Source organism: Kocuria sp. 2SI, assembly GCF_005502825.1.
GTDB classification, from domain to species: domain Bacteria; phylum Actinomycetota; class Actinomycetes; order Actinomycetales; family Micrococcaceae; genus Kocuria; species Kocuria palustris.
Genome location: NZ_SCNB01000011.1, coordinates 18,255 through 38,387 on the forward strand (window position 1 = coordinate 18,255; position 20,133 = coordinate 38,387).

At 71.0% G+C, this 20,133-nt stretch carries 19 protein-coding genes; 10 read left to right on the forward strand and 9 right to left on the reverse strand.

Annotated elements, in window-relative coordinates:
* Window positions 1-7: 7 nt before the first annotated feature.
* The gene (locus tag FFS25_RS07830) at window positions 8-1,198 is read right to left on the reverse strand and encodes an NRAMP family divalent metal transporter (protein WP_249933828.1); all 1,191 of its coding nucleotides are present in this window, start codon (window positions 1,196-1,198) and stop codon (window positions 8-10) included.
* Window positions 1,199-1,522: 324 nt separating this feature from the next.
* On the opposite strand from FFS25_RS07830, the gene FFS25_RS07835 reads away from it, so the two are divergent.
* From FFS25_RS07835 to FFS25_RS14145, 3 genes are all read left to right on the forward strand, one after another.
* Window positions 1,523-3,331: an AMP-dependent synthetase/ligase gene (locus tag FFS25_RS07835; RefSeq protein WP_137802468.1), complete on the forward strand. Its 1,809-nt coding sequence runs from the start codon at window positions 1,523-1,525 to the stop codon at window positions 3,329-3,331.
* 86 nt (window positions 3,332-3,417) lie between these two features.
* Window positions 3,418-4,398 (forward strand): LLM class flavin-dependent oxidoreductase, encoded by a 981-nt coding sequence (locus FFS25_RS07840; protein ID WP_006215365.1) that lies wholly within the window; start codon window positions 3,418-3,420, stop codon window positions 4,396-4,398.
* Between the two features lie 215 nt (window positions 4,399-4,613).
* A complete protein-coding gene (locus FFS25_RS14145; RefSeq protein WP_412457614.1) occupies window positions 4,614-5,144 on the forward strand; it encodes a DoxX family protein in 531 nt (176 codons plus the stop codon).
* A gap of 210 nt (window positions 5,145-5,354) precedes the next feature.
* Here the strand turns inward: FFS25_RS14145 and FFS25_RS07850 are convergent, their stop codons facing one another.
* The gene (locus FFS25_RS07850; protein WP_137802469.1) at window positions 5,355-7,301 is read right to left on the reverse strand and encodes a BCCT family transporter; all 1,947 of its coding nucleotides are present in this window, start codon (window positions 7,299-7,301) and stop codon (window positions 5,355-5,357) included.
* Window positions 7,302-7,497: 196 nt separating this feature from the next.
* Between FFS25_RS07850 and FFS25_RS07855 the strand changes: the two genes are divergently transcribed.
* Window positions 7,498-8,847, forward strand: coding sequence for a sensor histidine kinase (locus tag FFS25_RS07855; protein ID WP_137802470.1), 1,350 nt, complete (start codon window positions 7,498-7,500; stop codon window positions 8,845-8,847).
* Entirely contained in the window at window positions 8,835-9,575 is a 741-nt protein-coding gene (locus FFS25_RS07860) for a response regulator (RefSeq protein WP_137802471.1), read from the forward strand. The genes FFS25_RS07855 and FFS25_RS07860 overlap by 13 nt, the downstream gene beginning before the upstream one ends.
* A 121-nt stretch (window positions 9,576-9,696) precedes the next feature.
* Here FFS25_RS07860 and FFS25_RS07865 read toward each other — a convergent pair whose 3' ends face one another.
* Window positions 9,697-10,005 carry a 4a-hydroxytetrahydrobiopterin dehydratase gene (locus FFS25_RS07865; protein WP_137802472.1) on the reverse strand — a complete coding sequence of 103 codons (309 nt, stop codon included), beginning with the start codon at window positions 10,003-10,005 and terminating at the stop codon, window positions 9,697-9,699.
* Window positions 10,006-10,155: 150 nt separating this feature from the next.
* Between FFS25_RS07865 and FFS25_RS07870 the strand changes: the two genes are divergently transcribed.
* A complete protein-coding gene (locus tag FFS25_RS07870) occupies window positions 10,156-11,217 on the forward strand; it encodes a hypothetical protein (protein ID WP_137802473.1) in 1,062 nt (353 codons plus the stop codon).
* Here the strand turns inward: FFS25_RS07870 and FFS25_RS13595 are convergent.
* The 4 genes from FFS25_RS13595 to FFS25_RS13600 form a co-directional block, all read right to left on the reverse strand.
* Window positions 11,148-12,098, reverse strand: coding sequence for a VOC family protein (locus tag FFS25_RS13595; RefSeq protein WP_212742729.1), 951 nt, complete (start codon window positions 12,096-12,098; stop codon window positions 11,148-11,150). The genes FFS25_RS07870 and FFS25_RS13595 overlap by 70 nt on opposite strands.
* A gap of 69 nt (window positions 12,099-12,167) precedes the next feature.
* On the reverse strand, window positions 12,168-12,296 hold the full coding sequence (locus FFS25_RS13940; RefSeq protein ID WP_006215372.1) for a hypothetical protein: 129 nt from the start codon (window positions 12,294-12,296) through the stop codon (window positions 12,168-12,170).
* Window positions 12,293-12,907, reverse strand: a complete 615-nt coding sequence (locus tag FFS25_RS07880; RefSeq protein WP_137802474.1) for a DinB family protein — start codon at window positions 12,905-12,907, stop codon at window positions 12,293-12,295. Before FFS25_RS07880 ends, FFS25_RS13940 begins: the two co-directional genes overlap by 4 nt.
* Window positions 12,908-13,029: 122 nt before the next feature.
* Window positions 13,030-13,716, reverse strand: a complete 687-nt coding sequence (locus FFS25_RS13600) for a LysM peptidoglycan-binding domain-containing protein (RefSeq protein ID WP_212742730.1) — start codon at window positions 13,714-13,716, stop codon at window positions 13,030-13,032.
* 305 nt (window positions 13,717-14,021) lie between these two features.
* Here FFS25_RS13600 and FFS25_RS07895 point away from each other — a divergent pair, with 305 nt between their 5' ends.
* The 3 genes from FFS25_RS07895 to FFS25_RS13410 all read left to right on the forward strand — a co-directional run bounded on the left by FFS25_RS07895 (window position 14,022) and on the right by FFS25_RS13410 (window position 17,737).
* Window positions 14,022-15,752 (forward strand): glycoside hydrolase family 13 protein, encoded by a 1,731-nt coding sequence (locus FFS25_RS07895; RefSeq protein ID WP_137802476.1) that lies wholly within the window; start codon window positions 14,022-14,024, stop codon window positions 15,750-15,752.
* A gap of 71 nt (window positions 15,753-15,823) precedes the next feature.
* The gene (locus tag FFS25_RS07900; protein ID WP_137802477.1) at window positions 15,824-16,186 is read left to right on the forward strand and encodes a 5-carboxymethyl-2-hydroxymuconate Delta-isomerase; all 363 of its coding nucleotides are present in this window, start codon (window positions 15,824-15,826) and stop codon (window positions 16,184-16,186) included.
* An 87-nt stretch (window positions 16,187-16,273) separates the two neighbouring features.
* The gene (locus FFS25_RS13410) at window positions 16,274-17,737 is read left to right on the forward strand and encodes an NYN domain-containing protein (protein ID WP_081609558.1); all 1,464 of its coding nucleotides are present in this window, start codon (window positions 16,274-16,276) and stop codon (window positions 17,735-17,737) included.
* Window positions 17,738-17,780: 43 nt separating this feature from the next.
* On the opposite strand, the gene FFS25_RS07910 is transcribed toward FFS25_RS13410, so the two are convergent.
* On the reverse strand, window positions 17,781-18,095 hold the full coding sequence (locus tag FFS25_RS07910; protein WP_053446658.1) for a hypothetical protein: 315 nt from the start codon (window positions 18,093-18,095) through the stop codon (window positions 17,781-17,783).
* A gap of 34 nt (window positions 18,096-18,129) precedes the next feature.
* On the reverse strand, window positions 18,130-18,699 hold the full coding sequence (locus FFS25_RS07915) for a hypothetical protein (RefSeq protein ID WP_137802478.1): 570 nt from the start codon (window positions 18,697-18,699) through the stop codon (window positions 18,130-18,132).
* 282 nt (window positions 18,700-18,981) lie between these two features.
* Between FFS25_RS07915 and FFS25_RS07920 the strand changes: the two genes are divergently transcribed.
* Entirely contained in the window at window positions 18,982-20,007 is a 1,026-nt protein-coding gene (locus FFS25_RS07920; RefSeq protein ID WP_137802479.1) for a DUF2382 domain-containing protein, read from the forward strand.
* Window positions 20,008-20,133: the final 126 nt, after the last annotated feature.

A 20,133-nucleotide genomic window follows, 5' to 3' on the forward strand; every position in this document is an offset into this window, starting at 1 on the left:
AGAGGCGTCACGCCCAGAGGGCCGCGATGCCGGACAGGGACTTCCAGCCGAGGATGTAGGTCAGGATCAGCACCAGGGCGCCGATGATGGCCAGCCACTTGGGGTAGCTGTAGCCGTGCAGCAGGTCCCGGCGGAACCAGGCCACGATCATGATCACCGTGAAGCCGATCGGCAGGATCAGCCCGTTGACCGCGCCGGCCACGATCAGCAGGGTCGACGGCGCCTGGCCGAGCAGCAGGAAGACGATCGCCGAGAAGACGATGAACGCGACCGTGAGGATGTTGCGGGCGCCGGCCTTGGTCTTGTCCGAGGTGAGGAACGAGACCGAGGTGTAGGCCGCGCCGATCACCGAGGAGACCGCAGCCGCCCAGAGGATGAGGCCGAACAGGCGCAGGCCGACTGCGCCGGCGGCCTGCTCGAAGGCCTGAGCCGCGAGGTTGTCGCCGACCAGCTCCGCGCCGCCGGCCACGACGCCCAGGATCGCCAGGAACAGCAGGAAGCGCATGATTCCGGTGATGATGATGCCGATCACGGAGGAGCCGGAGATCCGCTTGGCGTTCTCCGGTCCGGTGATCCCGGAGTCGACCATGCGGTGGGCGCCGGCGTAGGTGATGTAACCGCCGATGGTGCCGCCGATCAGGGTGACGATCACGACGTAGCTGATCTGCTCGGGGAGGACCATGTTCTTCATGGCCTCGCCCACAGGCGGGTCCGAGACGATGGCCACGTAGCCGGTCACCAGGATCATCACGACGCCGAGCGCGACCACGATCTTGTCCAGGGCCATGCCGGCCTTGCGGGACAGGAACACGCCGATGGCCAGCGCGGCGGTGATCAGGCCGCCCCACTTGGCGTCCAGGCCGGTCATGGCGTTGAGGCCCAGGCCGCCGCCGGCGGTGTTGCCGATGTTGAACACCAGGCCGCCCATCGCCACGAGCGCGGCGACGAGCCAGCCGACGCCGGGAAGCACTGCGTTGCCCAGCTGCTGTGCCTTGAGTCCGGAGACGCCGATGACGCGCCAGACGTTCAACTGCACCGCGATGTCCACCAGGATCGAGACCAGGATCGCGAAGGCGAAGGCCGCGCCCATCTGGACGGTGAAGTTGGCGGTCTGGGTGATGAAGCCCGGTCCGATGGCGCTGGTGGCCATCAGGAAGAGGGCGCCCAGGATGGCCTGACGGGTCGAGCTGGAGACCATGCCGGGGGAGGCCTTGGCGCTCTGCGCGTCGGTGGAGTCGGCGTCCTGCACGGGAGCCTGCTCGGGGTGCTGCTGGGTCATGGTCTGCCTCGAGACGATCAGCGGGGCGGCGTGGTGCGGCCCCGGGTGGTGCGCGCCGGGCGGTGCGGTTCACCGTCGGCGTGGAGCCCTTCGCAGAGGGGAGTCCGGGTCAGTGGAGGACACAGTACAGATTGTTCAACAAATTGACGAGATCTGCGCCACATCCGGGTTGATCTCCTTTTTGTGACCCGTCTCACGGTCGCCTACCGTAGAGTCACTGACCCCTATCCACCAGGAGCCCCCGTGCGCGAGATCAGCATTCCGCCTGCTGTCGAAACCCCCCGAGACACGAACGTGACGGAGCTGCTGCTGCGCAATGCGCGCAAGCCCTCCGATCCGGCGATCTACTCCCACCGCGTGGGTGAGCAGTGGGTCGATCTGCGGGCCAGCGAGGTGGTGCAGCAGGTCACCGCCCTGGCCAAGGGGCTGGTGGCCGCCGGCATCGAGCCGGGGGACCGTGTGGGGCTGATGTCGCGCAATCGCCTGGAGTGGAGCCTGATCGACTTCGCGATCTGGTTCGCCGGTGCGGTCTCCGTGCCGGTGTACGAGTCGTCGGCACCGTCGCAGCTGCACTGGAACCTGGCGGACTCGGGCGCCACGGCGCTCGTCGTCGAGACCCCGGAGCACAAGGCCGTGTTCGAGCGGGCGGCCCAGGACAAGGACCTCTCCGCCGTGCACAGCGTGTGGTGCTTCGACGAGGGCGCGCTCGATCACCTGCGCGAGGGTGGCAAGGACGTCCCGGAGGAGGAGATCGAGCGCCGCCGCGATCTCGCCGGCCTCGACGATCTCGCCACGATCATCTACACCTCGGGCACCACCGGGAAGCCCAAGGGCTGCGAGATCACCCACGGCAACTTCGTGGAGCTGGCCGAGGCCGCCCGGCTGTCCATCCCGGAGATCCTGCACGAAGGCTCCCGCACGGTGATGTTCCTGCCGCTGGCGCACGTGTTCGCCCGCTACATCTCGGTGCTGTCGGTGGCCTCGGGGTGCACCATGGCCTACACCGCGGATATGAAGAACCTGCTGCCGGACCTGCAGAGCTTCCACCCCGACTTCCTGCTCGTCGTCCCGCGCGTGTTCGAGAAGGTGTACAACTCCGCCCAGCAGAAGGCGGAGGCCGGCGGCCGCGGGAAGATCTTCGACCGCGCCGCGGCCGTCTCGATCGCCTGGTCGCGCGCCGAGCAGGCCGGGAAGGTGCCGCTCGGGCTGAAGATCCAGCACGCGATCTTCGACCGCCTGGTCTACGCCAAGCTGCGCGAGGCCATGGGAGGGAAGGTCACGCACGCGGTCTCCGGCGGCGGCCCGCTGGGCGAGCGCCTGGCGCACTTCTTCCACGGCGTCGGCCTGATGGTGCTCGAGGGCTACGGCCTCACCGAGACCACCGCGCCGCAGACCGTGAACACCCCGACCGCACTGCGCATCGGCAGCGTCGGGCGTCCCCTGCCGGGCAACGCGGTGCGGATCTCGGACATGGGCGAGGTCCAGGCCAAGGGCCTCGCCGTGATGCGCGGCTACTGGAACAGCCCGGAGAAGACCGAGGAGGCCTTCGAGGACGGCTGGTTCCGCACCGGCGACCTGGGCGAGCTCGACGACGACGGCTACCTGCGCATCACCGGGCGCATCAAGGAGCTGATCGTGACCGCCGGCGGCAAGAACGTCAGCCCGGTGGTCCTGGAGGACCAGATCCGTGCGCACACGCTGGTCTCGCAGTGCATCGCCGTGGGCGACAACCGCCCGTTCATCGCCGCGCTGATCACCCTGGACGAGGAGGCGCTGCCCGGCTGGCTGGAGGCCCACGGGCTGGATCCGGAGATGTCCCTTGACGACGCCCGCCAGAACGACCAGGTGCGCGCGGCGATCGCTAAGTCCATCGACAAGGCCAACCAGGCGGTCTCGCGCGCTGAGCAGATCAAGGAGCACCGGATCCTGTCCTCGGACTTCTCGGAGAACGACGGCACCCTCACCCCGTCCCTGAAGCTCAAGCGTGCCCAGGTGCTGCGGACCTACGAGGACGTCGTGAACGAGATCTACGGCGGTCCGCGCAAGGACTGAGCGGACGGGGCGGGGAATCAAGCGGGCCCGGGATCCGCTGTACGGGTCAGAGACCCAAGCACCTGCGATCCCGAAAGGCCCGCGCCATGCCCCTTCCTCTGTCCGTCCTCGACTTCGCCTCCGTCCGCAGCGGAAAGACCGTGGGGGAGGCCTTCCAGGAGTCCGTAGAGCTCGCCCAGGCCGCCGAGCGGCTGGGCTACGAGCGCGTCTGGTACACCGAGCACCACAACATGAGCTCGATCGCCTCGGCTGCCCCGGCCGTGCTGATCGCGCACATCGCCGCTCAGACCGAGTCGATCCGGCTCGGCTCGGGTGGCGTCATGCTGCCCAACCACGCTCCGCTGATCATCGCGGAGCAGTTCGGCACCCTCGCCGAGCTGCACCCCGGGCGCATCGATCTGGGCCTGGGCCGCGCGCCCGGCACCGATCAGGCCGCCGTGCGCGCCATGCGCCGCGACCCCCGTGCCGCCGAGGAGTTCCCGCAGGACGTCAAGGAGCTGCAGGCCTTCCTGCGCGACGAGTCCGTGGTCCCCGGCCTGCGCGCCGTCCCCGGCGCCGGCACGAACGTGCCGCTCTACATCCTGGGCTCGTCGATGTTCGGCGCCACCCTGGCCGCCGCCTACGGCCTGCCGTACTCGTTCGCCTCGCACTTCGCCCCGGAGGCCCTCGAGCAGGCCACGCAGGCCTACCGCGCGCAGTTCCAGCCCTCCGAGGTGCTCGATGAGCCGTACGTGATCGCCGCGGTCAACGTCGTGGGTCGCGACAACCCGGACGACGCGGCGCAGGAGCTTGAGTGGTACCGCCGCTCCCGCGTGCGCCAGATGGCCGGACGCGGCCGGGAGCTCTCCGAGGAGGAGCTCGACCTGGTCATGCACTCCCCGGCCGGGCAGCAGATCCTCAACATGATCCGCTACACGGCCGTGGGCGACGGCGCCCAGGTCAAGCAGTACGTGGAGGACTTCGCGGCCCGCGCCAGCGCCGACGAGATCATGGTCGCTCCGGTGGGCTCCACCTCCGAGGGTGCCATCGACTCCCTGCGCGTGCTGCGCGAGGCCTGGGGCCGTTGAGGCAGCCCCCACCCCGATCCAGGAATCGACCGGAAGGGCAGCAGCCATGCCCCGTCTCGTCTACGTCACCTTCTCCTCCGACGCGGCCCCTTCGGAGCCGAGGGCGCTGAGGCCTATGCCGAGGCGCCGGTCTCGCATGGCAGGGGATGTATGTCAGCGGAGCCGCTGAGCGGCCGGATCGACGGCGGCCGCCGTGCGGGGCCAGAATGGCAAGCATGATGAGTTCTCTGCGGCCCCGTCAGATCCGTGCCGAGCGCCGGCGCCAGCTCGCCCAGCATCGACGCACCATGCGCAGGCTTCGCAGGTCGGGAGCCGGGAGCTCCGCGACCTCGGCTCTCACCGCGTCGACCACTGCGGTGACGACCTTCCCCAGGGCGGCGGGGAGGTCGCCCGACGCGCTGGCTCGCCGCCAGGCGCGCATGTATGCCGTGACCGGCATGCTGCATCTGGCGGTCCCCGGCGTCTACGAGAGCATCATCCCGGAGGCGCTGCCCGGGACGCCTCGCCAGTGGGCTGTGTGGTCGGGCGTCGCCGAGCTCGGTGTGGCCGGGCTGCTGGCCATGCCTCGGACCCGTCGGCTGGGCGGTGCGGCGTCGGCCGCGCTCCTCGTGGGCGTGTGGCCGGGCAACATCAAGATGGCCGTGGACTGGCGGGACAAGCCGTGGCCGGCTCAGGCCGTCGCGATCGGGCGCGTCCCGCTGCAGATCCCGCTCATCCGCTCGGCGGTCGCCATCGCCCGCGGCTGAAGCGGTGCGGGCGTCGTCGAGCGTCAACTGGAACGCCGAGGGGACGCAGCTGACCCCGTACGCGCTGAGGGGACCCGTCCGACGCCTTCCTGCACCTGAAAGGGTGTCAGGTGAGTCCCCTCGGCGACGAAAGCGTCCGATGGGTCCCCTCGACGATGAATGCCGCGGCGCAGGGCGACCCGACGGCGTCGTCGTGCGGGATGCGCTCGCTCAGCGCGTCCAGGGGGCCTTGCCGCGGGCGGGCCCGTCGGCCCGGGGCTCCGCCTCGGTGCCGGACGGGGCCTCGGACCCGGACTCGCCGGCAGCCTCCACGGACGACATCTCGCCTGTCGCCTCGTCGGCCCAGCGGTCCTTCTCATAGTCGTACTCCGCCGGCTCGCCGTTCTCGTCGGTGCGGCGGTACCACTCGGTGTACTCGGGGGAGGTCGAGTCGAAGTCGCGTCCGGCGGAGGACCCCTCGGTCTCGTGCTTGACGGCCAGGGCGAAGTCGTCGCCGTGCTCGGACATGCCCGTGCGCATGGCGTCGTCGATCGCCACCCGCGCGTACTGGACGCGCAGCATCATGGGGTCGGTCGACAGCAGCCGGAAGAACGCCGGCATGATGCACAGCAGGATCACGGCGAAGGGCAGGGCCGCCACCGTGACGAGGTCCTGCAGCCCCTGCAGGGCATCGGCCCCGCCCACGACCAGCATCACGGCGGCCACGCCGGCCAGGGCCAGCGCCCAGAAGGCGACGACCGGCTTGGTCGGCTCGGGGTTGCCGCGCTGGGACATCGAGGCCATGACCACAGAGGCCGAGTCGGCCGAGGTGATGAAGAAGACCGCCAGCAGGATCATCACGGCCACCGAGCTGATCTGGGACATCGGCAGGGCGTCGAGCATCTGGAAGAGCATGTCCTCGGGGGAGGCCGCTCCGGCGATGTCGCTGCCCGAGCGCTGCAGCCAGATGGCGGTGCCGCCGAAGATCGAGAAGGCGAGCACGCAGATGGCGGTGGGGGCCAGCAGCACCACGGTCACGTACTGGCGCAGGGTGCGCCCGCGCGAGATCTGTGCGACGAACGCGCCCACGAACGGCGCCCACGAGACCCACCAGGCCCAGTAGAACAGGGTCCAGTAGCGCATGAACTCCTCGGCGTCGGGGCCCTTGGAGGCGGACATCGAGAGCATGTCGAACATCTCGCCGAAGTACGTGGCCACCACGGAGGGGATGAAGTTCAGCAGGAAGACCGTGGGGCCGACCACGAACAGGAAGAACGCCACGGCGGCGGCCAGGACCATGTTGACGTTCGACAGCAGCCGGATGCCCTTGGCGATGCCGGAGACGGCCGAGATCAGGAAGCACGCGGTGAGCACGGCGATGATCCCGATCAGCACGGCGTTGGACACCGGGCCGATGCCCGCCACGACCTCCACGCCGCGGCCGATCTGCAGGGTGCCCAGCCCGAGCGAGGCGGCCGTGGCGAACAGGATGCCGATCACGGCGAAGGCGTCGATCAGCCGCCCCCAGACGCTGCCCGGCGCCCGCTGGCCGAAGATCGCCGAGATCAGCAGGGGACGGCCGCGGCGGTAGGCGGCGTAGCCCATGGCCGCGCCGACCATGGCGTAGATCGCCCAGGCCTGCAGACCCCAGTGGAAGATCGTCTGCGCCATCGCCGAGTGCATGGCCTGCAGCGACTCGGGCTCAGCACGCCCCGGCGGCGGGGTCATGTAGTACGTCACAGGCTCGTAGGCGCCGAAGAAGATCAGGCCCACGCCCATGCCCGCCGCGAAGAGCATCGCGATCCAGGAGCGCATGGAGTAGGCCGGCTGCTCGCCGTCCTTGCCGAGCGGGATGCGCCCGAAGCGGGAGAAGCCCACGAACAGCAGGAACAGCAGGACGACGGCCGCCAGGGTCGTGAAGATCCAGCCGCCGTAGGTGACGGTGAAGCTCAGGGCGCTGGTCGAGGCGGAGGTGAGGCTCTCGGTGGACAGCGCGCCCCAGAGGATGAAGGCGACGATGAGGCCGCCGGCCACCCCGAAGGTGATCTTGTCGGTGCGGTAGCGCACCCGCTGCTCGTCGACGGCCACGCCGGGGACGAGCCCCGGGTGAGTGCCGTGGGGGTACTCGGCGTCGCCGGAATCGGGAGCCTGCTCGGAAGCCGGGCTGGAGGAGGGCATAGGGAAGCTCGAGTTTCGGTGGAGGGAGGGGCCCGAGAGGGCCGGTGAGCGCTCCACGGTATACCGACGGGCTCAGGCTCCCGGTGTGATGCCGCTCGCTGGGGCCGTGGGCGGCGGGATCTCGTCGGATGGGATGAGGGCCCGTTCATGCTTCCGAACGGCGACGCGGCCGCGGCGCGCTCCTACGCTGAGAGCCATGTCCGCCACCACGTCCCAGACCGCCGCCCCGTGGGCTGCGTCGGCGCCGGAGCCGCCCCGTCAGCCCTGCAGTCCGCGCAGGCTGCAGCGCCCGTGGTTCACCGCGATCCTCACGCTGCTCGCCTTCCTGCTCGGGCCGGTGGTCTGGGGGCTGATCCTGGTCGTGGTGCTGACCCAGGGCGATCCGCTGGACACCTTGGACGTGTACGGCCCGGGCCGGCCCGTGGTCCTGCTCTCGGTCCTGGATGTGGTCCTGGGACTGATCGCGGTGGCACTGGTCCCCGTGGCGCTGCGGCACGGGTTCACCGACGCGCAGGCGCTCGAGGACGGCTCCGTGGATCCGGCAGAGCTGGTGGACCGGCCCGAGCCCCGCTCGGCGCTGATCGCCGCCCTGATCATCGGCGTGTGCGTGTCCCTCTCGGTCTCGGCGTGGCTGGCCTCGCTGTTCACCATGATCTCGATCTCCTCACGGGGACGTCGGTCGTGGGCGGGGCTGGTCTACGTCGTCACGGTGGCCGCGACCATCGTCGGGTACTTCATCCAAGGCTCCGCCGAGGGGTGGTTCGAAGGCCTGCTGGTGTGCGGGGTCTCGGCCGTGATGCTCATGGTGCCTGTGCTGATCGGCATGTACCGGTGGTCTCGCCGCCGCCGGATCCGGGCCCTGCAGGCCGAGGCGCTGACGGCCCGAAGGGAGGCGGCCGCCCTGGTGCGCGAGGAGCACGCCCGCGCGGAGCAGTCCCGGGCGCAGGAGCGCACCCGGATCGCTCGGGAGATGCACGACACCCTCTCCCACCGCCTGGCCCTGATCAGCACGTACGCCGGTGCGCTGGACTACCGCGAGGACCTCGACCGCGACACCGTCCGCTCGACCGCTCGACTGGTGCAGCAGACGGCCGCGACGGCGTCGGCCGAGCTGCGCACCGTGCTCGACATCCTGCGCGACGACCCCGGGGACACCCGGCCCGAGCCCGATCTGCGGCAGCTGCCCGAGCTGCTGGCGGAGTTCCGCGCGGCAGGCGCCCGGATCGAGATGGTCGGCCGGGAGGTCGTCGACGCCGAGTCCGTGCCCGACACTGCGGCGCGCACGCTCTACCGGATCCTGCAGGAGGCGCTGACCAACGCGGTCAAGCACGCGCCCGGTGCGCCGGTGACCGTCCGCTGGTCTCGTCGCGCCGGGGCGGTGTCCCTGACGGTGAGCAATCCGCTGGTCGCCGACGCGCATCCGGAGCCCAGCGGCTTCGGCCTGGTGGGACTCGACGAGCGCGCTCGCGGTCTGGGTGGCACGATCAGCACTGAGCGCACCGAGACCATGTTCCGATTGGAGGCGTGCATCCCATGCCGCAGCTAGACAGCGATCCCGTCCGCATCCTGCTGGTCGACGACGAGTCCCTCATGCGTGCCGGACTGAAGCTGCTGCTCGACGGCGCCGAGAACCTCCAGGTCGTGGGCGAGGCCGCCGACGGCGCGGAGGCCGCCGAGCTCGCCGGTCAGCTGAGCCCGGACGTGGTCCTCATGGACATCCGCATGCCCCGTGTCGACGGGATCGAGGGATGTCGGCTCGTGCGCGCGCTGCCGCAGCCGCCCGAGGTCCTGATGCTCACGGCCTTCGACACCGACTCGTTCATCCTGGACGCCCTCGAGGCCGGGGCTCTGGGCTTCATGCTCAAGGACACCCCGCCGCGCCAGCTCGTGGAAGCCGTCCAGGAGACGGCCGCCGGCCGCTCCACGGTCTCCCCGCAGGTGCTCTCGCGGCTGATCGCCGTGGCCACGGCGCAGGGCAGGCAGCTCGGCACCCCTGAGGCGAGGCCGGGCTCCGTGTCCGTCTCGGACGGGGAGCAGTCCTCGTCGCAGGGCTCTGCTCCCCGGCCCCAGGTCGGGTCCGGGCCGGGGCTGGACGTCCTGAGCGCCCGGGAGCGCGAGATCGCCGAGGCCGTGGCCCGGGGACTGACGAACTCGGAGATCGCCGAGGAGATGTTCCTGTCGATCACCACGGTCAAGACGCACGTGGCCAGCATCTTCGCCAAGCTCGAGGTCACCAACCGCGTGCAGGTGGCCATCCGCGTGCTGGGCGCCTGAGGCGGCCGGGGCCTGGGCGCGCAGGACTCTGGGACAGCGCAGGGCGCTGAGACGACGCAGGGACCCCGCCGGTGCGATCCGGCGGGGCCCCTGGTCTGCGTGGTGCTGCGGTCGTGCGCGCTCAGGCGGCGGAGACGCCGAGCTGCTCGGCGAGCTCCGAGAGCCGCCGCGCCATGTTGACGTCCTTCTGCGTGATGGCCTCGACGTCGTGGCTGATCAGCGAGAGCTGCACGGAGGGATAGGTCAGCAGGACGTCGGGGTGGTGTCCGGCCTCCTCCGCAATCTCCGCCAGCGCGGTGACGAACTCGAGGCCGCTGAGGAAGTCGCCGGTGTCGAACGACGCGCGCAGCACGCCGTCCTCCACGCTCCAGTCGGCGAGCTGAGCCTCGGCGATCTCCTGGCCGGTGAGCTGTCCGGTGCTGTGATCCATGCGCCCAGCGTAGGACGGCGAGGAGCATTCGGGCAGGGGGCTGATGATCCGCGGCGAAGAGAGGCCCAGGACCCCTCCGGAAGGATGAGCGCCCGAAGTCGTCCCGGGGGCCGATGACCGGAGATGGTCGTCCTCAGTAGCTTCTGGAGCATGACGAGCGAGCAGCAGAACCAAGAGGGGGCTGAGGCCCCGCAGGACGTCGTGCAGCCTGCGCCGGGGCGGCCTCAGCCGGAGATCTGGCGCCTGCACCACCCGCAGCTCGGGCCGTTCAGCGTGGCGGTGGGCAATCGCGCCCAGCTCACCGAGGTCGATCCGCAGTTCCGCAGCGACGACATGGAGGGCCCGCAGAAGGGCTGCGTGTTCTTCCGCGGGACCCGCGTGCTCGCACGGGCCTCGCAGCTCGGCTCGCATCGCGTGGCCGTGCACCCGGAGGACGACGACGCCCGCACCGGATCCTCCGACGAGCAGCCCGACCAGGCGCCGGCCCCGGAGGCCAAGTCCCTGCTGCTCTCGTTCGCCGATCCCCGCATCGTGGTGAAGGCGGTCGGCGGCGGGACTCGGGTCGCCCACGTCCGCTTCAAGGACGGCAGCCAGGTGGCCGAGTTCGCACCGCCGGAAGGATCGTGGGCCGCACGTCGCCAGGCGGCCATGGAGGCCTCGCCCTGGAAGCGCGCGGTCTACCCGCTCATGGAGGGGATGGGGCGAGCGGGGGCGGCGATCGCGGGCATCGTGCTGCTGCCGCTGATCCTCCGTCTGCTCGATCCGGTGTGGAGCTTCCTGGGCCGGCTGCTGCCCGATCTCGGCATCCCGTGGCCGCAGATCAGCCTGCCCCGCCTCCCCTGGCCGGAGATCGACCTCCCCTCGATCCCCTGGCCCAGCATCGAGCTGCCCGAGTGGGCTGGCTTCCTGCTGGAGTACTCCAAGGTGTGGGTGCCGCTGCTGATCGGCATCGCGGTGGCCGTGGGAGCGCTGCGCGCAGCTCGGCGGACCCGGCGCACTCGCCAGGACTGGCAGGTCCGGCCGTCGTCACCTGCGACGTCCGCCGACGACCGGAGGCCGTCCTCCGGCGACGAGGCGGTGACGGAGGCCGACCGCCTCTCTGCGCTGTCGGGCGCCGACGCCGCGTCAGCGCCGGCCGCGGATCAGGAGCCGTCGAGGGCCGAGCGCAGCGCTCGCAGCTCCAGGCACCAGCCGCCTGCCTGGTCGTCGTAGGTCGGCCGCAGCGCGGCATCGGAGGCCCCGCCGTCGCGGAAGCCGGACTCCAGCATCCGGACCATGCACGAGCCGTCGTCCAGGGGATCGACCCAGAACTGCGTGAGGGTGCGAGGATCGTCGGAGCCCTCGAAGCCCTCCCAGCGGTAGGCGATGAACTCGCCGTCGAGCCTGTCCTCGACCGTGAGCGCGAAGGTTCCGTGCACGGGGTCGGTCACCGTGTGACGGTCGCCGTCCGAGGTGATCTCGTGCTCGCGGATCCGGCCGTCGTTGACCCACCACCCCGGGCGCGAGATCAGCTCCCAGGCCTCGTGCGCCGTGGCAGAGATGCGCACCGCGCCCTCGATGTGGTTCGGCACCCGGCCCTGCTCCGGGGCCGGTGCGGGCATCCGGTCCTGGTCCTCAGTGCGCAGCGCGATGCGGCGCAGCGTCTGCACATCCAGTCGGTGCATGGCGAGCATGGCCTGCGTGGAGCGCCGCGCGGCGACCGGGTCGGAGTCGGCCTGCAGCCGCATCATCTCCTGCGGGACGATCTGCCAGCTCATGCCGTAGCGGTCCTTGCACCACCCGCACATGGACTCGCTGCCCTCTCGGGTCAGCTCCTCCCAGTACCGGTCGACCTCGGCCTGGTCATCGCACATCAGGGAGATGGAGACGGACTCGTCGAGCTGGAAGTGCGGTCCTCCGTTGACGGCGCCGTAGCGCTGGCCGCCGAGCTCGAACTGGACGTAGAGCACGGAGCCCTCGCCGTCGGTGAATGGGTTGCCTCCGTGGTCGTGGAACACCTCCAGGATCCGCGAGCCGGGGACCAGGGAGGTCCAGTACTCGGCGGCCTCGAGGGCCTGGGTGTCGAACCAGAGATCGGTCTGCACGGAGGGCATGGGGTCCTCGTTCCACGACGATGGGCGCGCACCGGCGGCACCGGTGACGGCGCGGGCGCCGGAACGTCCTCAGTCCAGGGTGACCGGGACCGTGCGGAAGCCGCCCACGGGCGGCTGCTCGGGCACGGAGGCGCCTGCCCGCCCGAGCGTACCGGTGTCCAGCAGGACGCGCACGAGCTCGCGCAGGGGCGCGGTCACTGCGACGCTCCTGCGTCCTGATCGTGGGCCTGCTCAGCGGCCTCCGCCGCAGCCTCCTGGACGCCCTCGCGAGGCGCCTGGATGCCGACGTCGTGCAGGTGATGGCGCACCTCGTGCAGGAGGTAGTCGATCAGCCCGGCCACGGTGAAGGCGCGGCCGTCGGCCCGTGAGCCCGTGCGCCTGAGCTGCTGCTCGTCCAGGCCGTCCAGCAGGGCGGCCGTCTCATCGGCGGCCTGTGCGTACTCGGCGGCGACGACCGCCGGGTCCTGGGCTCCGTAGTCGGAGTCCACGGCGACCTGCTCCCCGTCCCAGGAGCCGAACCGCGGGTCGTCCTTCTCGAGCAGCAGCGAGATCCGCTCGTGGAACAGCCCCACCACATCGCGGGTGTGCGCGGCGTACTCCAGCGGGGACCAGACCTCAGCCGACGGGCGCTCGCGGACGTCGTCGCGCTCGATCGTCTCCTGCCACGAGGCGGCGGAGGCGCGAAGGGTCTCGGCGGCGGAGAGGTCGCGCAGTCCCGGGGAGAAGCCGCACTCGGCGCAGGGGCCCTCGGTCACGAAGGCCCAGTCGACGGTGTCGGGAGGGGTCGGGGTGGTGCTGTGAGTGCTCATGTCCTGAACCGTAGGCAGGCCGAACCCGCGATGACCAGGAGATGCCGCGGGTTCTGCGCCCCCGCAGCACGACGGGCCTCCCTCTGGTCAGAGGGAGGCCCGTCGATCGAGTCGGCTGGGGATCAGCCGGCCTCGGGGATGGTGATCGTCTGGCCGACCTCGAGCTGGTCGACGTTCGAGAGGCCGTTGGCCGCCGCGATGTCGTCGACCGTGATGCCCGACAGCGTCGAGATGTAGCCCAGGGTGTCGCCCTGGGTGACCGTGTACGGGCCGGGCTGGATCGACGGAGCCGCGCCCGGGTCGACGCCGACGGACTCCGGCACGCCGCCGTTGTACGGATCGACCGCTCCCGAGGCGGCACCGCCCTCAGCGCCTGCGGCATCCTCAGCGCCTGCGCCGCCCTCAGCGCCGGCAGCACCGCCGGCTGCGGCGTCGCCCTCAGCACCGGCCGCCGCGTCGCCGCCCTCGGCACCTGCTGCGGCATCGCCGCCAGCGGCACCCTCACCGCCGGCTGCGGCATCGCCGCCCTCAGCACCTGCCGCCCCGCCGGCGGCGGCATCGCCCTCGGCGCCGGCGGAAGCGCCAGCGGAGGCACCACCCGAAGCGCCGTCGGAGGCACCGCCCGACGCTCCCTCGGACGCCCCGCCCGAGGCGGACGAGCTGGACTCCGAGGCGCTGGAGTCGGAGGAGGACGAGTCGGAGGAGGCGTCGTCGCCACCTCCGCAGGCGGACAGCGTGAGCCCGGCGGCCAGGACGAGACCCAGGGGCGCGAGACGCAGATGCTTCTTCTCGGGGAACTGGAGAGCCATGGGGTGCCTTTCGATGAGATCGTGCCTGTCGTCACCCGCGAGAGCGCCGTGACCTGCGCTGATGGCGGCACAGGACCCTCGAGGCGTCGGACTGTCGGTCCGAGGCCCAGAGTAGGCCCGTTTGGTGATGGGGGCCACACCATGGTTTCCCGGGCATGTTCCTCTGCCCGTGCGCGTCGCCGTTCCCGGGCTGTCGTGGAGCGTCGATAGCCTGGTGGGATTGCGCGTCGGGTCCGTCTGTCGGGCTCCGTCGTCGTCCGACCTCAGCGCATCCGCGTTCATCCCCTGCATGAAGGAGAGATCCTGTGAGCATCCCCGCCTCCGAGGCACCGCAGCCGAACCCCCTCTGGAGCTCGCCGGACTGGTGGCGGCAGGCGGTCGTCTACCAGGTCTATCCGCGCAGCTTCCAGGACGCCGACGGCGACGGCCTGGGGGACCTGCGCGGCGTGACCCGTCGCGCGGACTACCTGCGGGACCTGGGAGTGGATGCCGTGTGGCTGAGCCCGTTCTATCCCTCGGAGCTGGCCGACGGTGGCTACGACGTCGCCGACTACCGCGACGTCGACCCCCGTCTGGGCACCCTCGAGGACTTCGACGAGCTCGTCGCGGCCCTGCACGAGCGGCAGATCAAGGTCGTCGTCGACATCGTGCCCAACCACAGCTCGGATCAGCACGTGTGGTTCCAGGAGGCGCTGGCCGCCGGGCCGGGCAGCCCCGAGCGCGCCCGCTACATCTTCCGGGAGGGCCGAGGCGAGCACGGCGAGCTGCCGCCGGCGGACTGGACCTCCATTTTCGGCGGCCCGGCCTGGACGCGCGTCACCGAGCCGGACGGCACCCCGGGGCAGTGGTACCTGCACCTGTTCGCCAGCGAGCAGCCGGACTTCGACTGGTCCAACCCGGAGGTCCACCAGGAGTTCCTGACCACGCTGCGCTTCTGGTCGGACCGCGGGGTGGACGGCTTCCGGATCGATGTCGCCCACGGGCTGGCCAAGGACCTGCCTGCGCAGCTGCCGGCCAGCACAGAGCTGCCGGACGAGTTCGAGTCCCTGGGTGCACATCCCTTCTGGGATCGCGACGAGGTCCACGAGATCTACCGCGAGTGGCGCCAGGTCTTCGACGAGTACGACCCTCCCCGCACCGCCGTGGCCGAGGCCTGGGTCCATCCCGACCGCCTGGCCCGCTACGCCAGCTCGGAGGGGCTCGGCCAGGCCTTCAGCTTCGATCTGCTGGAGGTCCCGTTCGACGCCTCCGAGTTCCGCCGCGCCATCCGCAAGAACCTGGCGGAGGCCGCACGTTCGGGGGCCTCGAGCACCTGGGTGCTGTCCAACCACGACGTCGTCCGCCACGCCACGCGCTACGGGCTGGACCTCGGCGGGCTGCGTCAGGCCCTGGGCGAGTTCCCGCGCAACTCCGCAGGCGGCGAGAATCTCAAGGTCGCCTCGCAGCAGTGGCTGCTGCTCGAGGACGGCATGCCACTGCTCGACCGCGAGCTTGGGGAGCGCCGAGCGCGTGCGGCTGTCATGCTCCTGCTGGCCCTGCCCGGATCGGCCTACCTCTACCAGGGCGAGGAGCTCGGACTGCACGAGGTCGTGGAGATCGCCGAGCACGAGCGCCAGGACCCGTCGTTCTTCCGCAACCCCGGGGTGGACCAGGGCCGCGACGGCTGCCGCGTCCCGCTGCCGTGGGATGCGGATCAGCCGCACAACGGCTTCGGCGGGCCGCCCCACCTGCCGCAGCCGGAGTGGTTCGCCCGCTATGCGGCCGCCCAGGAGGCGCAGGACCCGGAGTCCTTCCTGTCGCTGTACCGGCAGGCGCTGAGCCTGCGCCGGCAGCTGCAGGGCGATGAGGTGCTCGAGTGGGGCGGCCTGGACGCGGACGAGGTCCTGCATCTCGTGCGCCCCGGCGGCTGGGAGTCCGTGACGAACTTCGGTTCCGAGCCCGTGGACCTGCCCGAGGGCGAGGTCCTGCTGACCAGCGCCCCGCTGGAGGACGGTCGCCTGAGCGGACGCTCCACCGCCTGGATCCGCCGCGGCTGAGCCTCGGGTCGGTGCCGCATCGGAGAGCGTGGCCTCTGGTGCGGCCCCGGCCGCGGTGGCAGGCTCGGCTCATGCCGCATCTGATCATCGAGACCTCCGCTGACATCGCCGCTGCACCGGGCTATGACGCCCAGGAGCTGATCCGGGCGGGGCTGGGCGCCCTGCAGGGGATCGGCGAGTACGACATGTCCTCCGCCAAGGCCCGGGCGCGCGTGCTCGAGGACTTCGCCGTGGATCACCCGCATGACGGCACGGGCTTCGTGGCAGTGCAGCTGCGGGTCCTGCCCGGGCGCAGCCAGGAGCTGAGGACGCGCACCGCGGAGGCGATCCTCGAGGCGGTCGCCGGGGCAGTTCCGGAAGGGCCGGCAGGCAGCGTCTCCGTCGAGGTCGTGGAGATGGTGCGCGAGAGCTACGTCAAGCGGAAGCTGGGCTGAGCCGCGCTCGCTGTCGCTGCGCCTTCCGCCCGGGAGCCCGTCATGAGGGCCTGCGTCGTCGCCCCTGACGCGTAGGGTGCTTGAGTGATGACCAACCCCCCGGAGGCACCTGTGGACCAGCGCCGCTCTGCCCTGTACATCGACTTCGACAACTTCTTCGGCGGGCTCCTGCGCTCCGACCCGCAAGCCGCCGTGCGCATCGCCGAGCGCCCGCAGGTGTGGATCGAGGGGCTGACGCATCCGGACGGCGCCCCCTCGCGGCGCTGGCTGCAGCTGCGCTGCTACCTGAACCCGGGCGGCAGCGTCCCGCATCCCACCGAGCCCGGGCAGCGCATCCGCTTCGATGCCTTCCGCCCGTACTTCACCCAGGCCGGCATCGAGGTCGTGGACTGCCCCGCGCTGACCAAGCAGGCGAAGAACGGCGCGGACATCCGCATCGTCGTGGATGTCATGGCCGCGCTGAACCAGGGGGCCCTGTTCGAGGAGTTCGTCCTGGCGTCGTCGGACTCGGACTTCACGCCCCTGCTGCAGGTCCTGCGCGCCGCCGATCTGCGCACCTGCGTGATCGCCACCGGCTCGACCGCGATCGCCTATGAGGCCCTGGCGGACGAGTACCTCGACGAGCAGGACATCTTCGATCTGCTCGCTGCCACGGAGGGCGCCGAGCAGGCCGAGGAGGAGGCGGACGCGGAGTCCCCGGCGGACGATGACTCCGAGGACTGGGATGACGACGACCCCGCAGTGCTCGACGAGGACGAAGACCTCGAGGACGACTACGACGACGAGGACGACGACGAGCCCCGCCTGCTCCCGGAGCGCGGGGCGAGGGATTCCGGCGAGGATCGGTCGCAGGACGCGGACTGGGAGGACTTCCGGTCCTTCGTGACGCGGGCCTACCGCCGCTCGACCGCGCCGCTGACCTACACGCATCTGTCCCGGCTGGCGCTGGAGGAGCTCGGCGACGGCCTCAAGGCCAGCAAGTGGTTCGGAGCCGGGTCCTTCAAGAAGGCGCTGGAGCGGGTCGGGCTGCCGCACGCCCGCTTCGACGACCGCTGCGTCTGGGACGACACCCGTCACAAGGCCCCGGCCAAGACGGGCTCCGGCTCCTCGGGCGGGCGCCGCGATGACCAGACGGTGAACTCGTCCGTGGAGTCCAAGGCGCAGCACCAGGTGCGCGTCCCGGAGCCCGTGGGGCGCTTCTGCACGGTGGCCAAGGCGCCGCGGCTGTCGCGCAAGCAGTGGAACGCCGTGTTCACGGTGCTGGAGGAGTACTCGCGCACGGCGGAGAGCTTCAGCCTCTCGGAGGCCACCACGTGGTGCCAGCAGCGGGCCAAGCAGCTGGGGCATCACCAGATCTCCCGCGAGGACCTGCTCTACGCGATCCGCGGCTGCACCGATGCCGGCATCGACCTGGCCGGCGATGATCAGCCGAGCAAGGACGTGATGCGCAGCGCCGTGCACGCCTCGATCGTGGAGCAGGCCCGCCGCGTGGGCTTCAACGCCAGTGCCAAGGACACCCGGGCGCTGGCCGACTGGATCGGGCTGGACTGATCCCTTCCCGCTCCGATGCCCTGTGAGGCATCGGAGCGGGGGCTCACCAGAGGCCGGTGCGACTCAGGACCGGCAGCAGGACCACCAGCAGCGCCCCGGCGGCCGTGACACCCAGCAGGATCCGCAGGGCCGCCCTGTCCTTGGGCAGCGAGCCGCGCAGGGGCGGGTCCAGGAGCAGTCCAACGCCCGCGCCGAAGGCCGCTGCGCAGCCGATGAGCAGGAGCAGGTTCGCGGCGGGGCTGAGGATCGTCGCGATGCCCAGGGCCACCGCCAGGACGGCGGCGATCGCCGCGGGCCCTGGGCGGGATCCCGACGCACGGGAGCGGTTGCTGCGGTTCTCGGATGCTGGTTCGTGCATGTGCTCTCCTTCCCGACGGCCGGCTGCCGTGGACTCACAGGCCGGCGAGCTGGTCCTTCCAGGCCGCCCGCCAGCGCTCGAGCTGCTCGATCGAGGGCAGCTTGGTGTGCGTGGCTGTCAGGAACGCCCGGCCCTGGCCCTTGGCCTCCGCGGACACGACGGCGCGCGTGCCGTCGGCAAGGCCGATCCGCCAGTGGCGCCGCTTGGCCGTGCCGGTCTCCCGGGGGCCGTCGACGATCTCCGTGCCATCGATCTCGGTGAGCTCCTGGGCTCGGGCCAGCCAGGCCTCGAAGACCTCATCCATGGTCCCGGGCAGCGTGCGGGTCGCGGAGACCTGGAAGGTCCCGTCCGCGACCTGTCCCTTCACGCGGCGGCCGGTGTCCTGCTCGTAGGCCACGGCCACCGACTGCGCCCACCAGCCCGGGTTCTCCACGCGCTCGCCCATGGCGGCCAGCGCGATCCTGGCCAGGCCGGCGTGATCTGCGTCCGCGGCGCCGCCGTCCGCCATGATCCGCCGCCAGTCCGGCCACGAGGTCCCCGTGGCCCGCTCGATGGCACCTGCCTTCTCCGGCGCGCTGCCCTGCGGGGCCTCCGTCTGACTCATGACCCCAGAGTAGCCAGAGCCTGTACTCGCGTCAGGCGCGGGCGTCCAGAGATGCGACCCCGCTCTCAGTGAACCATCAGGGAACTGGGTGACTGTGCGGAGCGAATTCGTCAGAAAAGTTGATGCAGATGGATGCCAAACCTGCTTATGGTTTACTCAGGCAAGCAGCCCCCGGACCGAAGGGACTCTGTCCGACAAGGGACGATCCATCGAACCGGGCCCCGCATCAGTCCACAAGATCGATGCGGGGACGTGCACGACACTTGACTTAAGGAGCACGACATGGCGAACAACATCAGCATCGAGGACCTGCAGCGCAGCACCGTCATCGATCAGGACGGGGACAAGGTCGGCAAGGTCGGTCAGGTCTACCTGGACGACGCCACCGGTCAGCCCAACTGGGTCACGGTCAACACCGGCCTGTTCGGCGGCAACGAGACCTTCGTCCCGCTCGATGAGGCCACCCAGGACGGCGACGACCTGCGCGTGCCCTACACCAAGGCCTTCATCAAGGACGCCCCGAACCTGGACGCGGACTCCCACGTGGATGAGTCCCAGGAAGACGAGCTCTACCGCTACTACGGCCTCCAGGCCGGCGGCACCGAGCGGGTGCGCGATGGCCGCGACTCCCGCGATGGTGCGGCCGACGGCCGCGAGACCGCTGCCGCGGGCACCGCTGGCACGGCCGCAGGTGCGGCCGGTGCGGCGCACACCGGCGACCGCCGCGACGGCGACCGCCGCGACAACGACCTGCGCGACGGCGACGCCCGGCACCGCGACAACGCGGCCGACGGCCCCCTCGCCGGCGATCGCCGTGAGGGCGACCTGCGCGACGGCGATGCCCGTCACCGCGACGATGTCGCTGCTGCAGGCACCGCCCGCGGCGATGACGCCAACTCCGTGGTCCGCCACGAGGAGGAGGTCAACGTCGGCACCGAGCGCGTGCAGACCGGCCGTGCTCGCCTGCGCAAGCACATCGTGCACGACACCGAGACCGTCACTGTCCCGGTCGAGCGCGAGGAGGTCGAGATCGTCCGCGAGCCGATCGCCGATGGCGAGCACGGCGGCCGCCTGTCGGACGAGGACGTCGAGGTCAGCCTCTCCGAGGAGCGCCCCGTGGTCGACAAGGATGTCGTGGCCAAGGAGCGCGTGGGCCTGGACAAGAACGTGGTCCAGGATCAGGAGCAGGTCCAGACCGATGTCGCCCGCGAGGAGGTCGACATCGAGCGCGACGCCGACGCCCGCGGAGTCGACGGTCGTGACGTCGACGGCCGCACTGATCTGGATGGTCGCAACGACCGCATCTGATCCGGTCCGGGTCCGCTGACCCGATCTCCGCCGGCCGCGTGCTCCTCCGGTCACGCGGCCGAGCCGAAGGGGCGCTTCGCACCATGGGTGGGCGAAGCGCCCCTTTCACATGCCCGGGCCACCGGC